The 23,501-nt window shown below is 45.6% G+C and carries 22 protein-coding genes and 5 pseudogenes; 11 read left to right on the top strand and 16 right to left on the bottom strand.

Annotated features, from left to right (window positions below; translation table 11 throughout):
* Positions 1 to 16: 16 nt before the first annotated feature.
* Positions 17 to 607, bottom strand: coding sequence for a hypothetical protein (locus ACJHW7_RS23365; protein ID WP_020219166.1), 591 nt, complete (start codon positions 605 to 607; stop codon positions 17 to 19).
* Positions 604 to 864 (bottom strand): hypothetical protein, encoded by a 261-nt coding sequence (locus ACJHW7_RS23360; protein ID WP_000371882.1) that lies wholly within the window; start codon positions 862 to 864, stop codon positions 604 to 606. The genes ACJHW7_RS23365 and ACJHW7_RS23360 overlap by 4 nt, the downstream gene beginning before the upstream one ends.
* Positions 865 to 1,137: 273 nt before the next feature.
* On the opposite strand from ACJHW7_RS23360, the gene ACJHW7_RS23355 reads away from it, so the two are divergent.
* The 5 genes and pseudogenes from ACJHW7_RS23355 (at position 1,138) to ACJHW7_RS23335 (ending at position 5,669) form a co-directional block, all read left to right on the top strand.
* Positions 1,138 to 1,638: a HEPN family nuclease gene (locus ACJHW7_RS23355; protein ID WP_020219165.1), complete on the top strand. Its 501-nt coding sequence runs from the start codon at positions 1,138 to 1,140 to the stop codon at positions 1,636 to 1,638.
* A gap of 12 nt (positions 1,639 to 1,650) precedes the next feature.
* Positions 1,651 to 2,430 (top strand): hypothetical protein, encoded by a 780-nt coding sequence (locus ACJHW7_RS23350; RefSeq protein WP_020219164.1) that lies wholly within the window; start codon positions 1,651 to 1,653, stop codon positions 2,428 to 2,430.
* A gap of 207 nt (positions 2,431 to 2,637) precedes the next feature.
* Positions 2,638 to 4,230 carry a hypothetical protein gene (locus ACJHW7_RS23345; RefSeq protein WP_024201545.1) on the top strand — a complete coding sequence of 531 codons (1,593 nt, stop codon included), beginning with the start codon at positions 2,638 to 2,640 and terminating at the stop codon, positions 4,228 to 4,230.
* 33 nt (positions 4,231 to 4,263) lie between these two features.
* Positions 4,264 to 5,391, top strand: coding sequence for a DUF4238 domain-containing protein (locus ACJHW7_RS23340; protein ID WP_020219161.1), 1,128 nt, complete (start codon positions 4,264 to 4,266; stop codon positions 5,389 to 5,391).
* Positions 5,388 to 5,669 (top strand): annotated as a pseudogene (locus tag ACJHW7_RS23335) (korC). The gene ACJHW7_RS23340 and the pseudogene ACJHW7_RS23335 overlap by 4 nt, the downstream one beginning before the upstream one ends.
* On the opposite strand, the gene ACJHW7_RS23330 reads toward ACJHW7_RS23335, so the two are convergent.
* The gene (locus ACJHW7_RS23330) at positions 5,659 to 5,862 is read right to left on the bottom strand and encodes a hypothetical protein (RefSeq protein WP_020219159.1); all 204 of its coding nucleotides are present in this window, start codon (positions 5,860 to 5,862) and stop codon (positions 5,659 to 5,661) included. The pseudogene ACJHW7_RS23335 and the gene ACJHW7_RS23330 overlap by 11 nt on opposite strands.
* Positions 5,863 to 6,495: 633 nt before the next feature.
* Here ACJHW7_RS23330 and ACJHW7_RS23325 point away from each other — a divergent pair.
* A complete protein-coding gene (locus ACJHW7_RS23325) occupies positions 6,496 to 7,008 on the top strand; it encodes a hypothetical protein (protein ID WP_020219158.1) in 513 nt (170 codons plus the stop codon).
* 109 nt (positions 7,009 to 7,117) lie between these two features.
* On the opposite strand, the gene ACJHW7_RS23320 is transcribed toward ACJHW7_RS23325, so the two are convergent.
* The 3 genes from ACJHW7_RS23320 to ACJHW7_RS23310 form a co-directional block, all read right to left on the bottom strand.
* Positions 7,118 to 8,050: an S-4TM family putative pore-forming effector gene (locus ACJHW7_RS23320; RefSeq protein ID WP_000991832.1), complete on the bottom strand. Its 933-nt coding sequence runs from the start codon at positions 8,048 to 8,050 to the stop codon at positions 7,118 to 7,120.
* 3 nt (positions 8,051 to 8,053) lie between these two features.
* On the bottom strand, positions 8,054 to 9,049 hold the full coding sequence (locus ACJHW7_RS23315; RefSeq protein ID WP_000246636.1) for an SMODS domain-containing nucleotidyltransferase: 996 nt from the start codon (positions 9,047 to 9,049) through the stop codon (positions 8,054 to 8,056).
* Between the two features lie 369 nt (positions 9,050 to 9,418).
* Complete coding sequence (locus ACJHW7_RS23310) at positions 9,419 to 12,040, bottom strand: TrlF family AAA-like ATPase (RefSeq protein ID WP_020219157.1); 2,622 nt, start codon at positions 12,038 to 12,040, stop codon at positions 9,419 to 9,421.
* Between the two features lie 709 nt (positions 12,041 to 12,749).
* On the opposite strand from ACJHW7_RS23310, the gene ccdA reads away from it, so the two are divergent.
* The 3 genes from ccdA to ACJHW7_RS23295 are packed head-to-tail and all read left to right on the top strand — an operon-like array spanning position 12,750 to position 14,082.
* Entirely contained in the window at positions 12,750 to 12,968 is a 219-nt protein-coding gene (ccdA, locus tag ACJHW7_RS23305) for a type II toxin-antitoxin system antitoxin CcdA (protein ID WP_000813634.1), read from the top strand.
* A 1-nt stretch (position 12,969) separates the two neighbouring features.
* Entirely contained in the window at positions 12,970 to 13,275 is a 306-nt protein-coding gene (ccdB, locus tag ACJHW7_RS23300) for a type II toxin-antitoxin system toxin CcdB (protein ID WP_001159871.1), read from the top strand.
* Positions 13,276 to 14,082, top strand: a complete 807-nt coding sequence (locus ACJHW7_RS23295) for a site-specific integrase (protein ID WP_020219156.1) — start codon at positions 13,276 to 13,278, stop codon at positions 14,080 to 14,082.
* A 218-nt stretch (positions 14,083 to 14,300) separates the two neighbouring features.
* Here ACJHW7_RS23295 and ACJHW7_RS23290 read toward each other — a convergent pair whose 3' ends face one another.
* Both ACJHW7_RS23290 and istA (ACJHW7_RS23285) read right to left on the bottom strand, forming a co-directional pair.
* Positions 14,301 to 14,996: an AAA family ATPase gene (locus ACJHW7_RS23290; protein ID WP_074440817.1), complete on the bottom strand. Its 696-nt coding sequence runs from the start codon at positions 14,994 to 14,996 to the stop codon at positions 14,301 to 14,303.
* Positions 14,993 to 15,496, bottom strand: a pseudogene (gene istA / locus ACJHW7_RS23285) (IS21-like element IS100 family transposase); the annotation flags it as partial. The pseudogene istA (ACJHW7_RS23285) and the gene ACJHW7_RS23290, both read right to left, overlap by 4 nt.
* Positions 15,497 to 15,545: 49 nt before the next feature.
* Here istA (ACJHW7_RS23285) and ACJHW7_RS23280 point away from each other — a divergent pair.
* Both ACJHW7_RS23280 and ACJHW7_RS23275 read left to right on the top strand, forming a co-directional pair.
* Positions 15,546 to 16,116, top strand: a pseudogene (locus ACJHW7_RS23280) (IS3 family transposase); the annotation flags it as partial.
* Positions 16,117 to 16,228: 112 nt separating this feature from the next.
* Positions 16,229 to 16,433, top strand: a pseudogene (locus tag ACJHW7_RS23275) (transposase); the annotation flags it as partial.
* A 363-nt stretch (positions 16,434 to 16,796) separates the two neighbouring features.
* Here the strand turns inward: ACJHW7_RS23275 and ACJHW7_RS23270 are convergent.
* The 8 genes and pseudogenes from ACJHW7_RS23270 to istA (ACJHW7_RS23235) all read right to left on the bottom strand — a co-directional run bounded on the left by ACJHW7_RS23270 (position 16,797) and on the right by istA (ACJHW7_RS23235) (position 23,494).
* Positions 16,797 to 17,858 carry an EAL domain-containing protein gene (locus tag ACJHW7_RS23270; protein WP_024201544.1) on the bottom strand — a complete coding sequence of 354 codons (1,062 nt, stop codon included), beginning with the start codon at positions 17,856 to 17,858 and terminating at the stop codon, positions 16,797 to 16,799.
* 107 nt (positions 17,859 to 17,965) lie between these two features.
* Entirely contained in the window at positions 17,966 to 18,388 is a 423-nt protein-coding gene (locus tag ACJHW7_RS23265) for a hypothetical protein (protein ID WP_225562656.1), read from the bottom strand.
* Positions 18,389 to 18,542: 154 nt separating this feature from the next.
* Complete coding sequence (locus tag ACJHW7_RS23260) at positions 18,543 to 18,938, bottom strand: polymer-forming cytoskeletal protein (protein WP_225562657.1); 396 nt, start codon at positions 18,936 to 18,938, stop codon at positions 18,543 to 18,545.
* A gap of 174 nt (positions 18,939 to 19,112) precedes the next feature.
* The gene (locus ACJHW7_RS23255) at positions 19,113 to 19,526 is read right to left on the bottom strand and encodes a hypothetical protein (RefSeq protein WP_020219148.1); all 414 of its coding nucleotides are present in this window, start codon (positions 19,524 to 19,526) and stop codon (positions 19,113 to 19,115) included.
* A gap of 602 nt (positions 19,527 to 20,128) precedes the next feature.
* Positions 20,129 to 20,317, bottom strand: a complete 189-nt coding sequence (locus ACJHW7_RS23250) for a hypothetical protein (RefSeq protein ID WP_020219146.1) — start codon at positions 20,315 to 20,317, stop codon at positions 20,129 to 20,131.
* 447 nt (positions 20,318 to 20,764) lie between these two features.
* Positions 20,765 to 21,463: pseudogene (locus tag ACJHW7_RS23245) on the bottom strand (IS3 family transposase); the annotation flags it as partial.
* Positions 21,464 to 21,524: 61 nt separating this feature from the next.
* Complete coding sequence (gene istB, locus ACJHW7_RS23240; protein ID WP_000544830.1) at positions 21,525 to 22,322, bottom strand: IS21-like element IS21 family helper ATPase IstB; 798 nt, start codon at positions 22,320 to 22,322, stop codon at positions 21,525 to 21,527.
* Entirely contained in the window at positions 22,322 to 23,494 is a 1,173-nt protein-coding gene (istA, locus tag ACJHW7_RS23235) for an IS21-like element IS21 family transposase (RefSeq protein ID WP_058800785.1), read from the bottom strand. Before istA (ACJHW7_RS23235) ends, istB begins: the two co-directional genes overlap by 1 nt.
* Positions 23,495 to 23,501 lie beyond the last annotated feature (7 nt).

Raw genomic sequence — 23,501 nt, 5'->3', positions numbered from 1 at the left:
CCGTGCTGGCATGTTTTTACGGAGTGACGCTTTCATTAACCTGTACACGAACTTCTATTCCGGCATCATGACAGGCCTGCAGCCACTGCGCCACTTCCAGCGGATCGCCCTCCCGGCGTACCACTCTGCCTTCTTTATTCCATAACTGCAGACAGGTGCTGCCGTCGAGACGCACCACAAAATCCCCACGACAGGCCTGATACGTTATGCCGTTCAGCTCCACCGCCAGATCAGTGGCAGAAGTGCCGCCTGCGGGCAGACCTGCTGCCGGGACCAGCGGCAGTACGACGACTTCTGCCGCACGCTGTTCTGCCCGGATGCGGTCCTGTTCTGCCAGCAGCAGAGGCTGTGCCACGGCCCGGCCGGCGTCCGTCAGCTCCACTGCCAGCTGCAGGTTCGGAGCGCGCAGGGTACGCAGCCAGCCGGCATCCTCCAGACGACGGCAGGAGGCGCGCAGGTTTGGCCCGTAGACCGGGGCTTCCCCGCTTCGCTCCAGCACCCGTTCTATGTCCCGCGTCAGCACGGGTCCTGGCCGTTTTTCATCAAGGGCAGCCAGCACAATCAGCACTCTCCGCTGCAGTGGCGACGGTCGGCGGCTCTGGGTCATTTCCAGTCATCCTCCGGCCAGATGAGCTTTCTGAGGCGCTGATGGTCGGCGTCAATGATCTCCTGTCTCTTTATGGCATTCATTGAGGTATAGCCATTTATGGCCAGTTCATGCCAGAAGATCAGCACGGCTCCGGCTTTGGCTGACTCGCAGAGATAAGTTACGCCGTGGCTGTCCAGATTGCATTCCCGGATGCGTTTTTCCGCAAACCGGGTCAGTTGTTCATAGCTGAGTGAAAACGTCATTTCCTGATCCATCCTGCACGCTCCATCTGATAATGTTCTGATAGGTAAAAATCATATCCTGCATGATTTGTGTGCTCTTGATTTCTGATAATATCAGATATTGTTTAATTTTTAATGATAAAAATAATATCTGATATGATTTTATGTGAATTTCTTAATTATCATATCATTTGCCCGTTTCCCGTCGTGCAGATCCGGTTTCCGGCTTAATCGGAAATGTCGTACCAGAGCCGTCAGGCTGACCGGATGGTATAGTGGATTCTCGAACCGGAACGGGAGGGTTAGATGGGAAATTATTCAGATTTTGAGACCGATTTTGTTCAGCGAACACTGGCGCTTATCGATCAATATAACGAAATGATTGAGGTACAGGGCAAGCCATTCAGGGAGCAGTACAACTACACGTTGACCCTGAATTGCCTTCTGGGTCTTATTGTGTTACCGAAAGAGAGGGCGTTATCTTTCCTGCCTGCCGACCGTTTAACGTTGCAGCTTAAAGCTGAAATGGGATTACATGAGTCACAGTTGCCCGGACCGGAAATGAACCTGCGGGAGTTGATCCATAAGATGCGGAATTCAGTGGCTCATCTCTGTGTCCAGGTAAAGTCAGTCAGCGATGCACACCTTGTAGACTGGATTGTTTTCAGAGAATCCCATGGAGATGGGGACGTCTACGCCAGCTTCAGCGCTCCGGAGCTTTTACCCTTTCTGAAATATTATGCGACCCTGCTGCTCGACAATATGGCCCGCCGTGGAGCCCCAGCTGTTAACGTCTTGGGTTTGTGAGGGATTTACACAATGTTGATTCTCGATTGCTCCTCACGATCTCAGGCGCTGCTTTCACTTTCCTCCGGTTTTGGTTGCAGTGTAATGGAGCTAAAAAAGGTTTTGTTATCTCTCGATCTTGAACAGATTTACGAGACGGATCATTCCATCATGATCGACTCTCAACAATATCTGAGAGAGTACGTATGTAGGGAGCTGGGTTCTCCGGGCAAGTTCACCACCGCATACTGGTTTCACGGTACCCGCACTTCAGCTGACAATACTTTTGACAGTGGTTTACTTCCGCTGAACCAGACTGAGTCACTGGTGATGGATATGCTGGTAAATCTCGCACCAGACGCTGTGGTCAAAGAGAGATTGCAGGCGTGGAATTTTCATGCTGGCGTACCTGATACTCTCTTCCGGACGCGCACCAGAAACGAAATGCACTGGGGGCCATACGGGTACCTTGTACAGGAGGTTCATTTTCATGCCCGCAAACTCTGGCAGCACGATTATCTGCGGCTACCGGAGCTGGTAGAAGATGTCTGCAATGCTTACCAGAAAAAGTATGGGCAGGATCTTACAGAACATTATCTTAAGGTACTGAAACCCTGCATAGTCTGTTTCAGGGCAGATATTGAGTATGAAAAAGGTGCATTTGAAGCCGCGCTAAGTTACGCATACACGTCCGTTAGAAAATTGCCGCCGGATAGCGGTGCAGTGTTCGGTATTGATCGACATGGTATATCTGTTTGTCTCGATGAAATTGTGAACGTTGAATTCACGAAGTTGCATGAGCTTGATGGCTGAATCTTTTAGGTTGTACCTGTCATCCATACTACGTTTGTAAGTACCAGTGTTTCCTTCAGGAAACACTGGTTTGTGACAGATAATCTAAACAGCCTTATATATGTCTTTTAAATTACTGTAATTATTTAACTAAAACACAGGCTTTGTTGTTTAGCAGCTCAAATGTATTGTTATTATTAAATACGCAGTGTGACAAGCGAGCAAAAGATGACATCACTTATAGTTACTTCGTTACGCAAAACCGGTCCTTGCCTTAGCTCTGTACTTGTAGAGGAAATGCAGAAAACCCAGGGAGTTAATCGTGATACCGCGCGCAAACAGATTTCCCGGGCGGCTTCTGCAGGGCAGATCCACTGTGTTGACAAGCTTTTCCCCAAGCGCGAACGATTTATTTATCTGAAGCAGCAGTATGGTAGCGGGCGCTTCTGGTCCAGTCTCAATACAGCCCTCCTTGATACCGGGTCGGCCTACGGTCTTGCCCTGAGTTGCCTCCGGGCTCGCGGGGGGATCCTGCCGGTCAGGCATTTTCCTTCTGCCTGCGGTTCACCAGTAGCAATGAAAAACAGATTATCATGGAAGTCAGTTCTGGACGGTCTGCTTCAGTACAAGATGGTCAGGTTCGTTACGTTACCCGGTCTGGGGGAGTGCGTGGCCCTGACAGAAAAAAATGATAACGGGTATCAGCGCGCGCTCCATCCCCTCAAAGCCAGGCTGCTTACAGAGTCCGTTCTGATGAAATCCCTGAGTCAGTGGGTCCGACATAACGGTATCATCAGTTACGACACGCTGCGCACACGGGAAGAACTCGATTCAGATCAGGCGCCCTGTGTGGCAAATTTTGATTTTGACGTCACTGCTGCATCCTATCTTAATCCTCTTCTGCAGTTCTCCCTGTCAGGGGAAATTCGGCCTGGTTTCTTTGTCTGCGATATGCTTCTGGGCTGTAAGCTCAGTCTTGTGCACCTCCAGCCCTTTATTACAAAATGTCGTTCAATAAACAGCCTCAGGAACAGCCCAAGATGCCTGTTTATGTTTGTTGCCGACGAATACAGCGAAGAAGCTTTTCTGGAAATGAAGCGTGCCGGGATAATACCCGCGACACCGGAGAATCTGTTCGGAAAAGACTTTGCTGATGCACTCTTTCAGTTACGGGATCTGGTTGGTTCAATAACGCTCAGCTTAAGAGATAATATAGCCGCAATAGATGACATCATGTCCAAGCTTGAGAGTATTGCCGGAGTAACCAGTCAGCTTCAGGGGGATTTATTTGAATATATTGTCGCTGAGACCGTGCGCATAAACAGTAATGATGTTGAGGTTGGTAAAATATGTAAGTCAGAGAGGAAGGGGACTGCAGAATGCGATGTCCTGAGCCGACAGGGAAATGCAAAAATCACCTTTATTGAATGCAAGGGTTATAAGCCCTATTCGACAGTGAAACATGAAGATGTGAAAAGATGGATTGGTAAACAGGTGCCGGTATTCTTCGATTATGCCAAAAGGGAATACCCCAATGCTGAAATTAATGTTGAGTTATGGACTACTGGTAAACTCGGCGATGATTCCAGAGAGTCTCTTCGTAAGTTTCAAGAAAATAACTCAACTAACCTGCGTTATAATATAACCGTCATAGAGCCGCATGAGGTCCGGATAAGAATAAAGGCGACTTGGAATGACGCTCTTATCCGGGTTTTTGAAAAGCATTTCCTCAGCTATCCGGAAAAAATCGTTCGCCGTAAACATGTTCCCGAACCCGTCAGACTTGCAGGTCACGATGAGGCAACAGAATTCGACTTCTGATGCGGTATACCTGTTTAATCAGAGAGAAATGTTATGGACTACACAAAAAATCAGCATGTACTTTCACAGTGGGTGTTACGCAACTTTCGCAGCGATGACACAGCCCTGTCTGCAAAAGAAAAGCAGCGAGTATGGTGTCACACCGTGTATATGACGCCTGATAAAGAAAATGTTCTTCACACGCAACCTCTGCCAATATCCAGTGTGGCAGTATCGAAAAACTGCTTTCGCCTTATTGATGCTGAGACAGGGCAGCCTTTCGATATTGAAGACGAACTGGGTGTCTACGAACGCCTGACCGCCGGGATCGTGAACGATATCATTCATGAGCACAATTTCTCACGCCTTCGTCACACGCAGCCGGAAGATTTTCCGGTAGAGAAACTCGCCAGTTTTGCGGTGATGCAGTTAATGCTCAATCTGCACAATCCACAAAATAAAAATCCGTACAAGCATGAAATGCTTGAACAGTTCCATGCAGATATACAGGATCACTTATCAGAATACATCCATTCGATAAATCAGTTGCCTCACACAAATCCTGAGTTAATGGACGATCATTTCTATCTCAAAATTTTGCGCGTTGCTAATTCAGTTTCTTCCGAAGAAGATAAAAGCAGAGCGCTGTTTGTTTTGTTTGGACTTTTATCAATTCTGAATAAACCAACTCTATATGACAAAATCAATATATTAAGAAACAAGATTTTTGCTGGTATCCATACCATTGAGGTTATTCATACAGGTCATGATTTCGACAGCACTGAACCCAGACCGGCATTCGCAATAGCACCCAATATCTTTTGTCTTTATAAAGATGAAAACAGAATTTATCTTCCTTTATCCCATAACTTTACTCTCAGCTTTATTACTGGCGTTGCATCATATTTCAATCCGCGAATAGACGTTTTTTCTCCTCGTCCCGAGCGGCTAAAATGCAGCCAAGATCGGAGCCTAAACTTTTTCAAGGTCTCGTTTGATTACATTGACAATGTAATGACAACAATCGATATGTATAATGTTGGCTCTTCCAGTACTTTTTATTCAGCCTATGAGCTAAGCAAGCTTAATGAATATCTGGATAAGCAGGATTTGGATCATGGCTATTATTATACGCCGGAAAACCCTGTGCTGTGGCAATCTGCTCAGGAGGATGAATTATGAATGCGGATGCCGAAGGGTATTTCAGCGATCTTATCGAGGCCAAAAAATTTAATGGCTATACGCTGGTCAGCGGAGAAGACTGGCAGAAGCCCACAGTCGACGAAATCCAGCTGGTCAGGGGACTTATCTCCCTTACTGACAGCCAGCTGGCCAACCGGCTGGCTGTGAACGAGCGGACAATCCGGAAGTGAAAATCAGGCTAGGCCAGTATGGTGTACACGACCTGGTGCTGGCTGGCCGGACTGGGGATGCCGCTCGATAAGATTATCAATGGCTGAAGATACGTTTCCAGATGCGTCTGAAAATGAAGCGTCTCTGATATCGCCAGTGAGAACGGTAAATATGGGGGAGACGGTCATAGTTTTTCCAGAATAATGTCCAGCCCTGATACCCCTTCACTACTAACTGAATGATGCAGCCGGTTTGAAAGATGCCATATGCGATGGCGGTGAGGATGAGAAATACAGTCATACGATGTTCCTTATGTAAAACTGTATTTAGGAAATCCGACGCGGCCTTTAAGACCGCCTTCCAAAAAAATGAAAAAAAGTTTTCTCAGACCTTTTGTTGCGATATTGGCACCACCATTCCATTAGTTTTGCTTACTAAGCAATAATCTCCTCATCACAACAATTAACTGGTTTTTGTGCTTAACCCGCAACAATTAGTCTTATCTTCTCCGCAGATCCGGTTTTCGGCAAAGTAGGATCTCGACCACAGCAAGCCTGTTTTGCTTTGCATCCGTAAATGCGGCAAACCGTTGAACGGCAGCATAATACCTGGTTCCATGACCAGGTTGAGGAAGGACGTCAGCAACTCGGCTGAACACCAACTAGAACACCTGTGCGGTGTATATCCCTAAATCAGCACTCGACAGGGCGTTCTCCGATAACGGGAAATGTGGACGCTCTGGGCGAGTTATTCGCCTCCTGTAGCTGGCTGATTCAGCCCTCCGCTGAGCCTAACGTCTTGCTTCTCCTGGCCGGAGAATGTTGTTAACGTAGATCAAAAACTGTAGATGTAACGGACTACGGCACTCAGGCGTTTTATCGAGAATCATAGTCTGATTGAAAGGTGGTCTTTTCAGATAGGAGAAGAATAATTATGGCAGATACAGATGTGGATTTGATTCTTTTCGGTATAAGGGCTCAACTGGACTACTGCGTTCAGTTGAATATACGGTGTGAGCGTCGCAAAAATGAGCTTCAGCATCGTCAGAACCTGCTTTTTAAAGAGATTACTGATGCCCTGAAGAAATATGAATCTATAGGCTTTGGCATTATTTTTACTGGTGATCATGATCTGTGTTGTAGGACATCAGAAGGGGACTCTTTTCCATTTCCTCTGCCAGCTTTTTCAATAGTACGTACGTGCGAACAAAAGAAAAAAAGACGCCTTCATTTTAAACCCAGAGTTAATGATAACGGCGCGATCTCATACACTTTAGAAAACGATTACGATGTAATTTTAGGAGAACTGTCATGGCAAGCGTGCTCACCCGGACAGAATGATGGCTACTGGTTTATAAATGCAGTGCGACGTAGTCATGAGAGCATCAAGAGTTGTCCTTTTAATTTTAAAGGAGCTGAAATGTTGTTTGCAATACTGTGTAACTAACCGTCTGAGGCGAAGGTGACTATGGGTTTACGCTGACACTCAGGCAACCAGAATTGTTTATCGGATGTGCTCCGGCATACGTAAATCCTACACCGGAGCTAAGGAGGGATTACTTCTGAAGGTGCAGCTCCTTCAGATTTGTTTCAAAGTAATCAACATAAATTCGTTCATTTTTGGGCTTCATTATCAGCTGAATACCGTTGGGAACGGGCGGACATGAGGCCCGGTAGGTAAACATCTCATCCTGGATATTCCGGAGCGTATAAGCCAGTTGCTCTTCTTCTGCCCTTCCGGACACCCTTATGCCGGATAATTCCTTCTCAACGTACTTTTTCAGCTTCTCGCTTCTTTTCATACTGCTGCGATTATCCAGAAACTGAAGCAAGAAATAGCGGATGACCGGCAGTGTGAACACCACATAGAAGAGGATCTCATTCAGCCCGGATTTCATGACGATGCCGTAAACAAGCATCGCGACAGGCGAGACAATAAAAGCGGAAAGATAAAATACGTGCAGAACCTCCCTGAGCGATTTGTCCCAGCCGAGATTTTTTCCGTGGCAAAGGAGCGCCATTACGGCCTGCGGCGCGTCATACACCTTACTGACGTACCACCCCTCTTCGCCAAATCGCTTTCGTGCTTTTTCCGGGCTGTCTCTAAAATATGCAGCTTCCCGGATGATGTCATCCCGTGGGATCTCCTCCACCTTCAGTTCATTACGCCGGATGCCAAGTACCCGGCAGTCGTACATTTCCTGGATTGAGGCTGCCTTCCTGCGCAGAGCCGAGATGTGTCCACTGATAACAATGTTAAAGGTAAGCACCAGGAGTCCATATAACCCCAACAGCGAAGACAACAACTCTGAATCGACAAATTCCCGGCTCCGGTTGTATACGGTAACGAAAGAAAGCAGGAGCGGTACGATGATGCTGAAGAGAAAATTCAGTCTGTTCCAGTTTTTTACCCTGTCGTAGACACGGGCCTGCGCATACAGTAAATCCATGTTTTCTCTGGTCGACTGGTTTGTGTAAATGGCATTCATGGTTCACCCGTAAACAGGAAAGAACGGCCCGAACACATCGCGCCATTTATTGATGGATTTTTCATACTCTTTATTATTTTCAAACCATCTCGCCTCCGATACCTTTTGCGCATCGAGATAACATCTGTCCGATATCGCCTTACGTGCCTCGGCTGAAAGTGAGTTGATATCACCCTGTATGCCTTTGGGATCGTTGACAGAGTACCGCACGGATTGACCAAGGTGGCGGAAAAGAGCTTCCAGCTCCATGTCAACAAACGATGAGCAGGATGTCCTGCCAGCGTAATAGTCCAGAATCAGCGTTTCCAGCAGGTAGGAACTCATGGATGGCATCGTCGGTCGCCGCTGCCAGTATTTGACTGCTCTGATGACATTGAGCACATTGCCGTTATTCTGCACATTGATAGTAGTGACTCTGTCCCTGTCTTTACGGGGGTCGGTAAACTTCCAGTGGCCGTTGCCATCGGGGATCAGGTAGTAAGTCCGTCCAAAGGCATCTTCGCTGGTAATAAAGCAGGGGACGATGTCAAAATTCCAGTCCTTGCTGACCAGTTTCAGCGTGACAGCTTCCTGGTTACGCCTGATATCAGCTTGGGCGTACTGGGCAATGTCCTGCAGGCGGTTTTTAAAGGCATTCAGAATTCTGACGGAGCAGACGGTGTCAGCTCCGGAATGGCGGTAACTGTGCAGACGTGACCCCTCTCCGGAGGAGGTTACAGTTATCCGGTCACTCAGGATGGTATAGGTGGCACCTTGCCCGGTTAAGCCAAACATCAGATCGATATCATCAAGCGGACGGATTTTGGTTCTTCTGGCAAAGGAGCCAAAGGCAATATGGATCGCTGGGAAACTCACCGGAAATTTATCGTCCTTCTCAAAATCATTCATCTTACCGATAAGCCAGTCGCGACTTGCACGCGCGTCATCGGTATCTGCCTTTTTGAGATTCACGGTATCTTTCATAAATTCGTTAAAGGCAGCTATTACTGTGGTCGCCATGTTCAGTCCTTTAATTATTTATTACAAAAGGCGCAGGGCTCTGTCGTACATCTGAACATTCCAGTGCCCAGGAAGAGTCGGTACAGTTTATTCTTAGTACCGCAAGTTCACTACCGTCTCGCTCTCTACAAGGGCATATAATTTACATGGGAAATATGAGCCTCGTTCTTTCATTGATAATTATTCAATGTATTTCAGTTATTAATGACAAATAAGCAATAATGCAATTAAGTTAAAAATATATCATTAGTATTGCATTATCAGCACAAATCCTTCTTCCCCTCTCCTGAGATCCGAAAAAAGTAATAATCGGAAAATTGAAAAAGCCGCAAAGCGGCTTTTTCTGCATGTTCTACATGCCTGAGGAAATCAGGTTTTACTGAGCCATGAGCCGTAAACTTCCCTGCGCCGCTCAAAGGCCTCCCGCCCGCCCTCCATCACAGAAATGATATGTTGTTGTACTGGCGGGGCATCCACACCGCCAGCGGATGTCTGGATCTTTCCGCCCGCATATTTACAGGTACAGACATTCTCTGCATCTCCCAGCACCGGTATGTTGGCATTATGAGTGGCAAAGATAAACTGGGTACGGGGTTTCATTGTCCGGATGATTTTAATCACGTCGTCATAAATAGTCTGATTGTCCAGGTCATCTTCGGGCTGATCGATGATCACCACATCATTATCCTGCTGATTCAGAACAAACAGCATTAAAGCGGAGGCGCGCTGACCCAGCGAATGTTGTTCCAGGGGCTTGCCCCGGAATTCAATGGTGTAGGTATTCGGGATCTGCCAGACAATCAGCGATTCTATCTGCTGTTCCAGATACACGCTGAATGTCTCTGCAGAACCGCTGATAATCCCCGGCAGTTTATCCCTGTTCAGCCAGAGCTCGCCAAAATCTCTGAAGCTGTCAGCCACGGTCTGGTAAGTACTTTCCCGCAGCCGGCTGCCGGTGAAGGCCTCTTTCAGAACGGCCTGCATGGCTTTTTTGTCGTTTGCAAAGGATGGCACGATCTTCAGAGGCGAATCGGCCTGGCTGATGCCGGTCAGCACGGCTTCAATTTCCTGATACTCTTCCACCCACAGTTCATGCAATCGGTTCAGCGCTTCTGTCAGATTTTTCTCCAGTAACGCCTGACTGCTTTCAGCCCGGGTCAGCTCGGCAATTTTCTGTTGCGCAAGTTCCAGCCCGGCCTTCAGTTTCAGAAAGTCAGCCGGATCGGCTTTTTCCACGCCTGCCTGCCGTAGCTCTTCAGCTAGGCCACGCTCTATTTCGGCAAATTCTTCCGTCAGCGCCAGCTTTTTCTCCAGAAAAGCCTGCTGCTTTGTATCGAGTTCTGTGAGAAGCTGGCGGGCGCCGTCCACAATCGTGCTCAGGGAGCTGAGATGAGCGGTAAAGCGGTCATATCCCTCACGATAATCATCAATATCCGCTTGGTTATGGGGGGACTCATGTTTTTGATCCTGCTTCAGCTCATCGAGTGTTTCCCTGATCACGTCCTGCATACTGTCCAGCGCCCGAGTTGCTCGTGCAGTAGTACTGCTGAGGTAGCGCTCATCCCGTCCGAAGGTGGTCTGACGCGCCAGTTTTTCTTCCATACCGTGCTGGGCATAAAAGCGCAGGCGGAACTGCGCATCCTTCTCTTTCGCCTGCCATTCACCGAGTGTTTCTCCTGATGTTTTCAGACGACGATACTCGCGTAACTTGTCAAGGACGACCTCTTCCTGCTGGCGGATTTTGTTTCGCACGGCAGCCAGGCGTTCTCCAACCAGTTTTTCAATCAGGTCGTGTTCAAATCCGGCCCCGGTATTGGACAGATCTTTCTGGCCAAAATACACCGGCTTGTGCAGCACCGTTTCCCTCAGCGTCACCCCGTGCTGGATCTGTCCGTCAAAAATGATCTGCGGCTCCTGACCGAAGATACGGACTATCTGATAGGTCCGCCCGTGACGGCATACGGCCTCAACGGTAATCTTCCCCCCGCTTTTGAGTAAATTACTGACCAGATTTTCTTTGTAATCGCGGTCAGAAGCCTTCTCGCCAAACGGAATGTCCAGGGCATACCGGAGCCCTTCAAGGATGGAGGATTTGCCGCTGCCGCGGATTCCTATCAGGGTGTTCAGCTCCGGAGATAATTTCACTACTGTTCCGCCAAGCGAACCGGCTCCCTCGAATGCTATCTGGCGGATATGGCTGTGCCTCAGTGCTGGTTTCTCCCTGCTGACGCGGTGCGGGAAATCCTGTAGCGCAAAGCGGACAGCCTCAAAACTGTAATCCCCCAGTTTCAGATAGCTGGCGACCTTTCTGGCACCAATGTGATCCAGCGTTTTGGCATCGCATCCCTGGACTTCGGCAGGGTAGCGTTCACCGAGCACGTCCTTAATTTTGACCCGCAGGTCGTGGGTCATCACCTTCTGAAATCCCGTTACGCGCCGGCGGATAAGCTCGTTATCAAAAAGCTCTCTGATCCTGCCAGGGCTCAGCCCGCCCCATAATCCGTTAGGGGCCTCCACGTGGGCAAACACAATAAAGTAATCCCGTTCGTACCGGTCAAGGCGCTGGATAGTCTGTGTTATATTTTCTGTTGAACGGGCATTTTCGTTCTCAAAATTATCAATGCCCGCAAACGTGGAAGTCAGGAAACTTTCAATATGGTTTGTCTGCTGCGGATTGATAAACCATTCATCAGCAAACACTACTAGTGTGTGTACACCGGCTTGGCCATCATTAACGGATAGCTCCACGCCGGGAAGCAGTTCTATGCCTTCATGGCGCGCAGCTTTGCGCAGTGCCTTAAACTCACCGGGATCGAATTTATTGTGATTGGTGATCACGCCGACGCCCACTTCAGCCGCTTTCAGGGCACTGACGTAGTCGCGAATATATCTGTCGGATTCACCGGCATAGCGAAATTCTTTATCTGCACGGGTATGAAGATGAAAATCTACCTTGACCCAGCAGGAGCCATTCTCAAATACAGGATACATTCCTTGATACCTTTATTCAGTTGCTGATAAATGCCCGAAGGCTTTGAATAATTTTATTCATATTAAGGCGATTTCGTTCCGGCTTCATTTTATTTCCGTCAAGGGTTAATCAATATTTGATCTGAACCCGAAGCACATGTAACGGTTACGCATGAGAGGTGGGCTTTCTTTCCGGTGTGCTGATTGCAGCAACAGAGTGTGATGATTGTTGCCTATCATGCAATGTTGAAATAAAAGCAATAATAATTGGTAATTATTGCTTTATTTGTATTAGTTTCTTTCACTTCTCGCAGAGATCCGAAAACTCCTGGTTCCGGATCCGCAGATCCTTCGCTGCCGTCCGTTGGCCAGATTTCACAGGATGTTGTGTTCATGCCCGCTGACATAACACTGTATGTTGTGTTTATTCCCGTGTTCGCGAGCCAGTCATCAGCGGCAGAAAAGATCACTTCGCTTATTCACTGATCGTGATCAACTTTCTGAAATTCCTGAATCCTATAAAAATCGGATCATGAAAAAACAGTTATTCTGTAATTTAGCATGGTTACTACATTGCTGGTTATTACTGCCATGGTTACTTTTTGTGTTGGTTATTGATGTGAGTGTTAATAATAGCCTGATAACAATATTCCATTGCCTGAGGCATGCTATAGCGTAATACTGGTGTATACTTAATTGTGTATAGAGAGTATGTAGGATGAGGTGCATTATGAAGCAGCGCATTACAGTCACCGTCGACAGTGACAGCTATCAGTTGCTCAAGGCATATGATGTCAATATCTCCGGTCTGGTAAGCACCACCATGCAGAATGAAGCCCGTCGTCTGCGTGCCGAACGCTGGAAAGCGGAAAATCAGGAAGGGATGGCTGAGGTCGCCCGGTTTATTGAAATGAACGGCTCTTTTGCCGACGAGAACAGGGACTGGTGAAATGCAGTTTAAGGTTTACACCTATAAAAGAGAGAGTCGTTATCGTCTGTTTGTGGATGTCCAGAGTGACATTATTGACACGCCCGGGCGACGGATGGTGATCCCCCTGGCCAGCGCCCGCCTGCTGTCAGATAAAGTCTCCCGTGAGCTTTACCCGGTGGTGCATGTCGGGGATGAAAGCTGGCGCATGATGACCACCGATATGGCCAGTGTGCCGGTCTCCGTTATCGGGGAAGAAGTGGCCGATCTCAGCCACCGCGAAAATGACATCAAAAACGCCATTAACCTGATGTTCTGGGGAATATAAATGTCAGGCTCCGTTATACACAGCCAGTCTGCAGTCATGGTACCGGCAGTGTATTCTGCCGGACAGCCTGCATCGCTGCCTGTTGCCATTGATTATCCGGCTGCGCTGGCACTCCGCCAGATGTCGATGGTTCATGATGAACTGCCAAAATACCTGCTCGCCCTTGAAGTGAGTGCCCTGCTCCATTACGTCCCGGATCTGCGCCGCAAGATGCTGCTGGCCACACTGTGGAACACCGGTGCGCGCATTAATGAAGCACTGGCGCTGACGCGGGGGGATTTTTCGCTCGCGCCTCCGTATCCGTTTGTGCAGCTGGCCACTCTGAAGCAGCGGACAGAAAAAGCAGCCAGGACGGCAGGAAGAACGCCAGCCGGGCAGCAGACTCACCGGCTGGTTCCGCTCTCTGACTCCTGGTACGTCAGCCAGCTGCAGACGATGGTGGCAACACTGAAAATCCCCATGGAACGGCGTAATAAACGAACAGGCAGGACAGAGAAAGCGCGGATCTGGGAAGTGACGGACAGAACGGTCAGGACCTGGATTGGGCAGGCGGTTGCCGCCGCTGCTGCTGACGGTGTGACGTTCTCTGTTCCGGTCACACCACATACGTTCCGCCATTCCTATGCGATGCACATGCTGTATGCCGGTATACCGCTGAAGGTTCTGCAGAGTCTGATGGGGCATAAGTCCATCAGCTCAACGGAGGTCTACACGAAGGTGTTTGCACTGGATGTGGCTGCACGGCACCGGGTGCAGTTTTTGATGCCTGAGTCTGATGCTATTGCGATGCTGAAACAATTATCCTGAGAATAAATGCTCTTGCCTTGCTTCCATTACTGCTGCTGAATGGTTGGATGTCAGTAAAACGGAATAAAGCTTTTGAGGTCAGCTTGGATATCGAATTTATTGTACTATAAGGGCTTCCCCGAACAGTCAACGGTTATCGATTCGGCCCCTGTTGTCAACAACGGATGAAAAGTGATCCACTTATATCTCCACCAACGGCCCAATATTGATCCACCGTTTTACTCAGGATTAGCTTCTGCTATAACCCCGGCCTTTCGTTTCTGTCTGAGTCGATAGCTTTCTCCTTTGATTTGAACGACATGTGAGTGGTGTAAGATACGGTCTAGCATCGCTGAGGTCAGTGCTGCATCACTGGCGAACGTTTGATCCCACTGCCCGAACGGCAGATAGCCTATTTCATCAATGATGAGCAGGCGGGGGGCCATTACTCCACGCTGAAGCGTCGTTTTATAACGGCCCTGACGTTGTGCCGTAGATAACTGAAGTAACAGATCTGCTGCTGTTGTGAAGCGAACTTTGATACCTGCACGGACTGCTTCATAGCCCATCGCTATTGCCAGATGGGTTTTCCCCACACCTGATGGCCCCAGTAATACGATATTTTCATTACGTTCTATGAAGCTGAGTGAGCGTAACGACTGGAGTTGCTTCTGCGGTGCTCCGGTGGCGAATGTGAAGTCATACTCTTCGAACGTTTTCACCGCCGGGAAGGCTGCCATTCGGGTATACATCGCCTGTTTACGTTGATGACGTGCCAGTTTTTCTTCATGAAGCAGATGCTCCAGGAAGTCCATATAACTCCATTCCTGGTCTACTGCCTGTTGTGACAGCGCAGGCGCTGCGCTTATAAGGCTTTCCAGTTGCAACTGCCCGGCGAGCGCCATCAGTCGTTGATGTTGCAGTTCCATCATCACGCCACTCCTCTGCAGAATGAGTCGTAGATGGAGAGTGGATGATGCAGGGGGTGTTTGTCGAAGTTCACCAGATTTTCATCAAGATGCACGTCATACTCTTTTTTCTCCGGAGGCAGTGCCAGCATGGACTGCTGCTCTTCGAGCCAGCGATCGCAGGGACGGGCCTGGATTGTTTCATGCTTTCGTTGGTTAGCGACATCGTGCAGCCAGCGCAGACCGTGGCGGTTGGCTGTTTCAACATCGACAGTGATCCCCATCGGGCGCAGGCGAGTCATTAGTGGGATGTAAAAACTGTTACGGGTGTACTGCACCATCCGTTCCACCTTACCTTTAGTCTGTGCCCTGAAGGGGCGACACAGTCGGGGAGAGAAGCCCATCTCCTTGCCGAACTGCCACAGCGAAGGATGGAACCGGTGCTGACCGGTCTGATATGCGTCACGTTGCAGAACCACAGTTTTCATATTGTCATACAACACTTCGCGCGGCACACCACCAAAGATGTCAACGCCACGATGTTTGACCGTTACCGTCTTATATCACTGGCGCTGACACTACCGGGTAAACGAAGACAAAAGTCCGCCATTGCCAAATATACTGAACCGGCAATTTAACCCCGCCGCATCAAACCGCGTCTGGTGCGGCGACATCAGTTTTATTCGCCTGCAGGACAAATGGTGTTATCTCGCGCTCGTGTTGATTTATATTCACGGCGGATTATCGGTTCAGCCCTCTCATTAACCGCTGATGCTGAGTTGGTTTGTAGGGCTTTGCGTAATGCACTGGAAATACGACCGATGATGGCCGCATGCTGCTTCATTCAGATCAAGGTGTTCAGTATAAAAGTAATAAATACAGAAAGTTACTCTGCCGTTATGGGGTAATGCAAAGTATGAGTCGCAGAGGGAATTGCCTGGATAATTCGCCGATGGAAAGTGTCTTTCGCAGCCTTAAAAGTGAATGGCTTCCGAAAGGTGGTTATGGTGATTTTAGCCATGTGGTACGCGATATAAACCAGTGGATTAATGGTTATTACAACGTTTATCGACCTCACACGAACAACGGTGGTTTACCGCCTTGCTTACATGAAGAAAAGTGGAAACAGGTTATCCCGGTGTCCTGATTTTGTGATCCACTACATTCTTTTTTCAACCTAGCTCCGAAAAAAGATAGTTACGGTCCCTTATTCCGAGCAAGTGAGCCGGGGCTAGCAGTCGCACAGGATGTTCTGAGATTACCCAGCAGAGATCCGTAACGTCATATACACAACGAACGGCTTGAGTCGGTTGAACAATGTGATCAAACATCCAAGAAACATAAGGTGTTCCCGACGAGCGAGGCCGTAAAAAAAGGGGGATTTGATAATCTTGGTCGTATCACAGAAATGGACAATACCGCTTTATTATCAAGTTTGGTGACAGCCATGACAGTCACTTTTGAACAAAGAAATTTACCCTAAAATGGGCAACAGACTCAAATTTAGGAGTTTACACATCACATTTAACATTAAGAACATGTATAAATAAGAAACTTCCATTGATAATGGGGGTGACTTGAAGTAAGCCTTATTTTTCACCTCCTTTGTATTCAAAGGAGGTTTTTTTATCTTATTTATCTAAATAAATACTTAATCCATCTGTTATTTAACAAATCGGACATTTTTTGCGCACTTGATAACTCTTACTTTCGCTGATATCAATTTTGAGAAAATTAATATCAGATGAATAAAGTATAATATTTTCTAGGTAATATTAATAATATTAAATTAATCAGAACCACCCGCTATATGGGTGGTTCTGAGTTTTAGACTTGTTTTAATGAAGCTAGCAACTTTCGTACAAATGCATCTGCAGGTAGCGGTGATGATAATGCAATGCCTTTTAAATATTTAACTCCTCTTTCAATCATATAACCTGCCTGTTTCTTCGTTTCTATACCATCAGCAATAACATCTATATGCAGTTGTTTTGATAAATCAATAATTGTAGTTGCTATTATATCTGTCAAACTATTGCTTTCTATATCATGGAACATTGTTTTATGTAAGTTTACATAGGAGAAAGGTATGTTTTGCAAGTGTGAAAGCTCAGCATATCCCATACCGAAATCATTAAGTGATAAATAAACATTATTATTTCTGATACGTCTTAAAGAAGACTGATACCTTCTTATTATGTAAAGTTCTTCTTTAGTTGAAAACTGTAAGACCAGCCTTATCCGTTCCTTCCCAAAAACTTTAATAAAATGTAAACACTCCCTTTCGATATCACAGGTGAGAATATCTTCAGGATTAATATTTATAGTAATGAAAAAACCATGTGGAAGATTATTTTTGATCGGTGAGAATAGTTTATTGATATATCCAAACAAATAAGACACTTTGTTATCATTGGGTTTATAATTAATTATGTCAGAATCTAGTGCAAAAGCACTACTATCTGAATTTTTTAACGCAATAGTAACATCACATCCAGCAATATTCCCATTTTTTGCGTTATAGATTGGTTGGTAATATATGTTGTAGTGCGCCATACTCTCCCCTTTAGATGAAAAAACTGGTAAAGCAGAACTATTAAAATTATCACAGATGATATTTTTAGGTTGTAGGTGGACTTTAAATCTTAAAAAAACATCTCGCCATAAAGTCAGATCGCTTTTTACGTTAAGTTTTTTATATAATTTCATTTTTTGGCACGAAACTGTTTTGATACTTCTGTTTCTTCGCTTGGAAATATCATTCACTGAATACCCTTTCAGCAATTGAGATAATAACTCTACCTCTATTTCAGATAGAAGGCAGGGAAGTTCAATATTTACAATGGAATCATAATCAATTAAGTTTAGGTTTATTTTTATAGTATTCATAAAGAGTCTCATGAAATATATTAATCATCCTCATCAAAGATGAGGATGATAGATAGAGTATATTTTCTGCAATAACTGAATTGCATTACCTTAGTATTTGGTTTTTTCTATTGTTGGAACTTGTTTTTAAGGTACTGAAAGCTTTCAAACTTTACTCTTGAGCAGAGGACATCCTTTTTAACATTTAACCCCCTTACCAATAATTCAATTGAATCTTTATTCATGAATTTTCTGTTTTCATCAAGAAAACGATACCCCTCTGCAATTTTATGATAATCATTTATATAATCGCTATACGTCTCGGGGTCCTCTTCACTCAAAAAAACCAAGGCTTCAATACATCCGCTGTTTATATTTCTTGTAAGCTCCATTTGACCGCGTTCATATTTTTTTATGCTATCTGAACCATAAATTATTGCGAACATATCTTCGGGGATATCTTCTTTCTTTAAATTATTATTCGTACACCCTGTTATGTATACGCTTAAAATAATAACGATTAAATATCGAAATATCATCACATTATCCACACGTAATCATTATATTAAATGCAATCATTTATATATATCGGAATATACATGTATTTCTTTGTAGTAATCATTCGCTTCAATTAAATTTGTTATTACAAAATAAAACATAATGACAATAACAAGGAGTAAGATTACATTCTCGAATTTCATGTTTTTAACTTTCTCTCGCTTTTACTAACTCAGATACATTGTTTTGCACTTCGTCAGTCACCTTGTTTACAACCCCTGTAATACATCCGCCATTGCGAATCTCCAGAAATCGATAACTAACTTCTCCTTGTAAAAAACCATTTTCATAAACAACTAACGTAGAGCAACAGCATTCACCATACAATTCACCATTTAAAATCATTTTTTCACATAAAACCCTACCATTAACAACTCCTCCTTTATCAATAAATACCACACCATTGTCAGTGTTTATATTACCATTAATTTTTCCGTGAATTATTATTTTTTCATCAGAACTAATATCGCCAACAAACGAAGTATTTTTTGAGATAATTGTTGTGGTCGACTCACTTTCCTTTGTTTTCCCTTTAGAAAACATATTCTCTCCAATAAAATATAAAATATATAAAATGATTATCAGCAATGCAGAAATGATGTAAAAGAGCAATGAATAAAATCCAGTCCCCCATAACACAATTAAAGAAAACCAACACAGTGATGCGATCCAAAATAACATAAATTGATAATGAGGGCAGTAAGCCCTCATTCCTGTTTATAAGTCCATAACTTTTTTCATTTTCCCATAAATGCCTACAAATGAGGCGTTATCGACTCGTACACATACCATATCAAGTTTAGAATCAAGAACGCTTGCCATTAACTCTTTAGAGTCTTTATTCATTAAATCAACATTTCTTTTATAAAAATAGTATGCATCATTTATCTCATCGAACTGGTTTCTGTACATACTAAACTTGTCCGTGTTTAATTTTTGCAGTAGAGAAAAACTCCTTGAGCATTGTGATTGAGCTTGTATTTTCTCCTGGGAACGAGGTATTATTTTTAGCTGTGTATTAACATACGTAGCATTTGCATCCCTGGAGGCAAATCTATTAGATGAACAACCTGATAACATGAACACAGCACAGGAAAAAACAGATATAAATAAGACGCGCCTATTAAACATAATATCTCCTTTGATTTGTCAAAAGAATATGATACTCTTCGGTAGATGATGCTATAATATTATCACTAATATATTTATATAAAGAATCACTATATGGAAGAATAAAATAAGTTGTAAGCCCCCCAAGATAATTAACTAATGTTCTCGCATTAATGTTAAGAAAATTCATCATTTCAGAAAAAGAAAATCCTTTTTTTATACAGGCAATAATCACTTGTTTTTTTCCTGTAAATACAGATATGTGGTAGAGGCCACATAAAAATAAAAAGCATATAAGCACGTTACTGTTACAATAACGAAGTTTTTTTAGATGTCTACTCCAGTTGCGTATGCTATCTTTTGTATCCAGAAAAAAGATGTTTCTTGGTTTTTCTTTGCTGTGTATAAACCTGTCGGAACAAAGAAATATTATATTTTCTTTTCTTCTCTCCTTAAATAACTGTATTAACTTGTAGGCAACATCCTCTATTTTTAAAAACCTTAAATCATAGATCTTAATGCTATGACAATAACACCTGTCATCAAAATACTTTTCGTGCAGTAGCTGCTCTATTGCAATCTTTGTATATGTGCAATTAGTATTTATACAATACATCTTATAATTATGTGAGTTGGTTGTTTTGATGCTCTGAAAATTTAATTAGATAACTTGATATGTTATCTATTAAAATATTTATACGCCTGCAACCATCAATCTCTACAATACTTACCTTGCTATCTTCTCCTGTCCTTTTTAAAATAACAGATTTTATCTCTTTTATCATCAGGTCTATTTTTTCATTATCTGTCATATCATTTTCTTAAAAGAAGCCCTGTTTTAGAGGGCTGGCACAAAATCGGAGTTTATATTGTTTATTATAATTAAAGCTGCCCCATTTTATGGATATTATTATGGTGCAAATGATTATAAAATTCTAAAATCCTTTATGTTAAATTAAAACAAAAAGGAGGAAGAATTAGTTACGCTATGTTATCATCATGTTAATTCTTTGAATCTATAAACCAAACACCTCCCGTCTTTGATAATTTTTTTTATTTTAAACATGAAAATTCTTAAAGAAAATGTAATGAGTTGAACAAAGCATAAATTGTTAATGTTGGTTATTAACACATTGAAAACTATAACATTTATTGTTGTTTAATTTTGTGATCATTCTTATAGTTATCATTTTTTTAATTGCTAGTGCCTAAAAAAATAAATACCAAATAAGAGTTGTTCTATGTTTTTGGATTTGCCCCTATATTTCCAGACACCTGTTATCACTTAACCCATTACTGGCCTGCTGCCGCAGATATTCCCGTGGCGAGCGATAACCCAGTGCACTATGCGGGTGCCATTCGTTATAATGCTCGAACGCCTCTGCAAGGTTCTTTGCTGCCGTTAACCCGTCTGGTTTAGGCATGATACTGATGTAGTCACGCTTTATCGTTTTCACGAAGCTCTCTGCTATGCCGTTACTCTCCGGACTCCGCACCGCCGTGTTCTTCGGTTCAAGCCCTAATATCCGGGCAAACTGCCGTGTTTCATTAGCCCGGTAGCATGAACCATTATCCGTCAGCCACTCTACTGGAGACGCCGGAAGCTCGTTGCCGAAGCGGCGTTCCACCGCTCCCAGCATGACGTCCTGTACTGTTTCACTGTCGAAGCCGCCCGTAGTGACTGCCCAGTGCAGTGCCTCACGGTCACAGCAGTCCAGCGCGAACGTGACTCGCAGTTTTTCTCCGTTATCACAGCGGAACTCGAACCCGTCAGAGCACCATCGTTGATTGCTTTCTTTCACGGCCACTTTGCCAGTATGTGCCCGTTTCGATGGCGGTACAGCGGTTTTTCGCTCAAGCAACAGCGCATTCTGGCGCATGATCCGGTAAACACGTTTGGCATTGATCGCAGGCATACCATCAAGTTCGGCCTGTCTGCGAAGCAGCGCCCATACCCGATGTCAACGCCACGATGTTTGACCGTTATTTGCCATTTTCATGCCCGCTAAAATACTTTCGTTACTGATGCTGTCCGCTTTTCACCATTTCATCATCACTGATTGGCGTTGTGTTTTTGGTCAGCACTCCAGCTTTACGTTTCTCTTTTAACCGGTAACTCTCTCCTTTGATATTCAGCGTGGTTGAGTGATGTAGCAGCCGATCCAGGATCGCTGTTGCCAGCACGTGATCTCCGAACATTTCTCCCCAGTCTGCGAACCCTTTGTTTGACGTCAGTATGATGCTCGCTTTTTCATATCGACGGTTCAGTAGCCGGAAGAACAGGCTGGCTTCCTCTCTGTTCATCGGCAGATAGCCTATTTCATCCAGGATCAACACCCGGGCATAACTCAGTTGCTGTAGCTGACGCTCCAGCCGGTTTTCCTGTTTCGCTTTCATCAGTGTCGCGATCAGTCTGTCCAGTGGCATAAACAGTACCCGATGTCCCGCATCCACCGCTTTCACGCCAAGAGCTATGGCCAGATGCGTTTTTCCTACACCAGGAGGTCCCAGCAGGATCACGTTTTCGCTGCGCTCCACGAACGCCAGACCAGCCAGTTCCCGAACAACCTTACGGTCGATGCCCGGCTGGAAGGTAAAGTCGAACTGCTCCAGCGTTTTGACCCACGGCAGACGAGCCTGCTTCAGCCTGGACTCCATACCCCGCTGATGCCTGCCGTTCCATTCCTGCTGTAGCGCCATGCACAGGAACTCCCGGTAGTTCAGCTCTTTTTTAGCTGCCTGTTCCAGCAGGCTTTCAACGTGATAACTCAGATGCTCCATTTTCAGGCGACTCAGCAGGACTTCCAGCTCATGCATCACAACAGCTCCTCATAGGTACTCAGTGGCCGATGTTCCACCTGACTGACCTGCTGCCAGAGCGGGGCGTGATGCTCCGGCACTGTCTGCCAGCCAGACGATGCCGAACAGAGGCGATGTGAGGCCACCAGTTTCTCATTACTGTAGATCCGCAACTCGTCATCCAGCGATATTCGTATCGATACCGGCTGACCACACAGCGCTTCGGGAACGCTGTAACGATTACCACCAACCTCGATATAGCTGTCCCAGGACACATGGCGGATGTCGAAGTAACTGGTATCGAAGTCCGTATCGGGTAACGGCTGCAGATGTTCCTGCTCCAGCGCGAAGCGCTGTTCCGGCGTTTCTTTGAACTGACGAAGCTCCCGTTTGTCAGCCACATCGGCTATCCATTGCTCCAGTTGTTGATTGACATGAGTGAAGCTGTCGAACCTGCGGTACCGGACGAAGAAGTTCTCCTTGAGGTATTTCACCATCCGCTCAACCTTACCTTTTGTTCTGGCCCTGCGTGGACGGCATGCCCGTGGCAGGAAGTTATAGTGGTCAGCCAGCAACAGGAATCCGGAGTTGAACACGACTTTCCCGTTGTTATTCTTCAGCACCGCAGCCTTCTGGTTATCAACCAGCACCGTTTTCACACAACCACCGAAGTAGCGGAAGGCGCGAACCAGTGATTCGTAGGTATGCTCAGCATCCTGTTTTGGGGCAGCGAAGACATGAAAGCGGCGGGAGAACCCCAGCGTATTAACCGCAAAGTTAACTTTGCACCGTTGCCCGGCAACTTCCACCTCAACTTCGCCCCAGTCGTGCTGGAGCTGGTATCCGGGCTGAGTTTCGAAGCGAACTGTTCTTTTTGACGGACGCATTTTACGTTTGGGCTGGATGTAGTAACGCAGCATGGAACGTCCGCCCGTATAGCCCATTGCCTTAATCTCCGCGAAGATAACCTCGCTATTCCAGACATTCTCTGCCAGGCGCATGTCGATGTAATCCATAAACGGTTTCAGCTTAACCATTTTGTGGCGGGTTTTTCTGGCTGGCGGTTCAGGGTATTTGAGGTAACGTCTGACCGTTCGTTCAGAGCAACCAATCTGAGTCGCAATATCGACAATGTACGCGCCCTGCTGGCGCATTTGCTTTATCATGTAAAAGTCCTCTCTGCTCAGCATGTTGATG

The sequence above is a fragment of the Escherichia sp. WS1152 genome (genome assembly GCF_046487665.1).
Classification (GTDB): domain Bacteria; phylum Pseudomonadota; class Gammaproteobacteria; order Enterobacterales; family Enterobacteriaceae; genus Escherichia; species Escherichia coli.
This window is presented reverse-complemented; position numbering and strand designations above follow the sequence as displayed.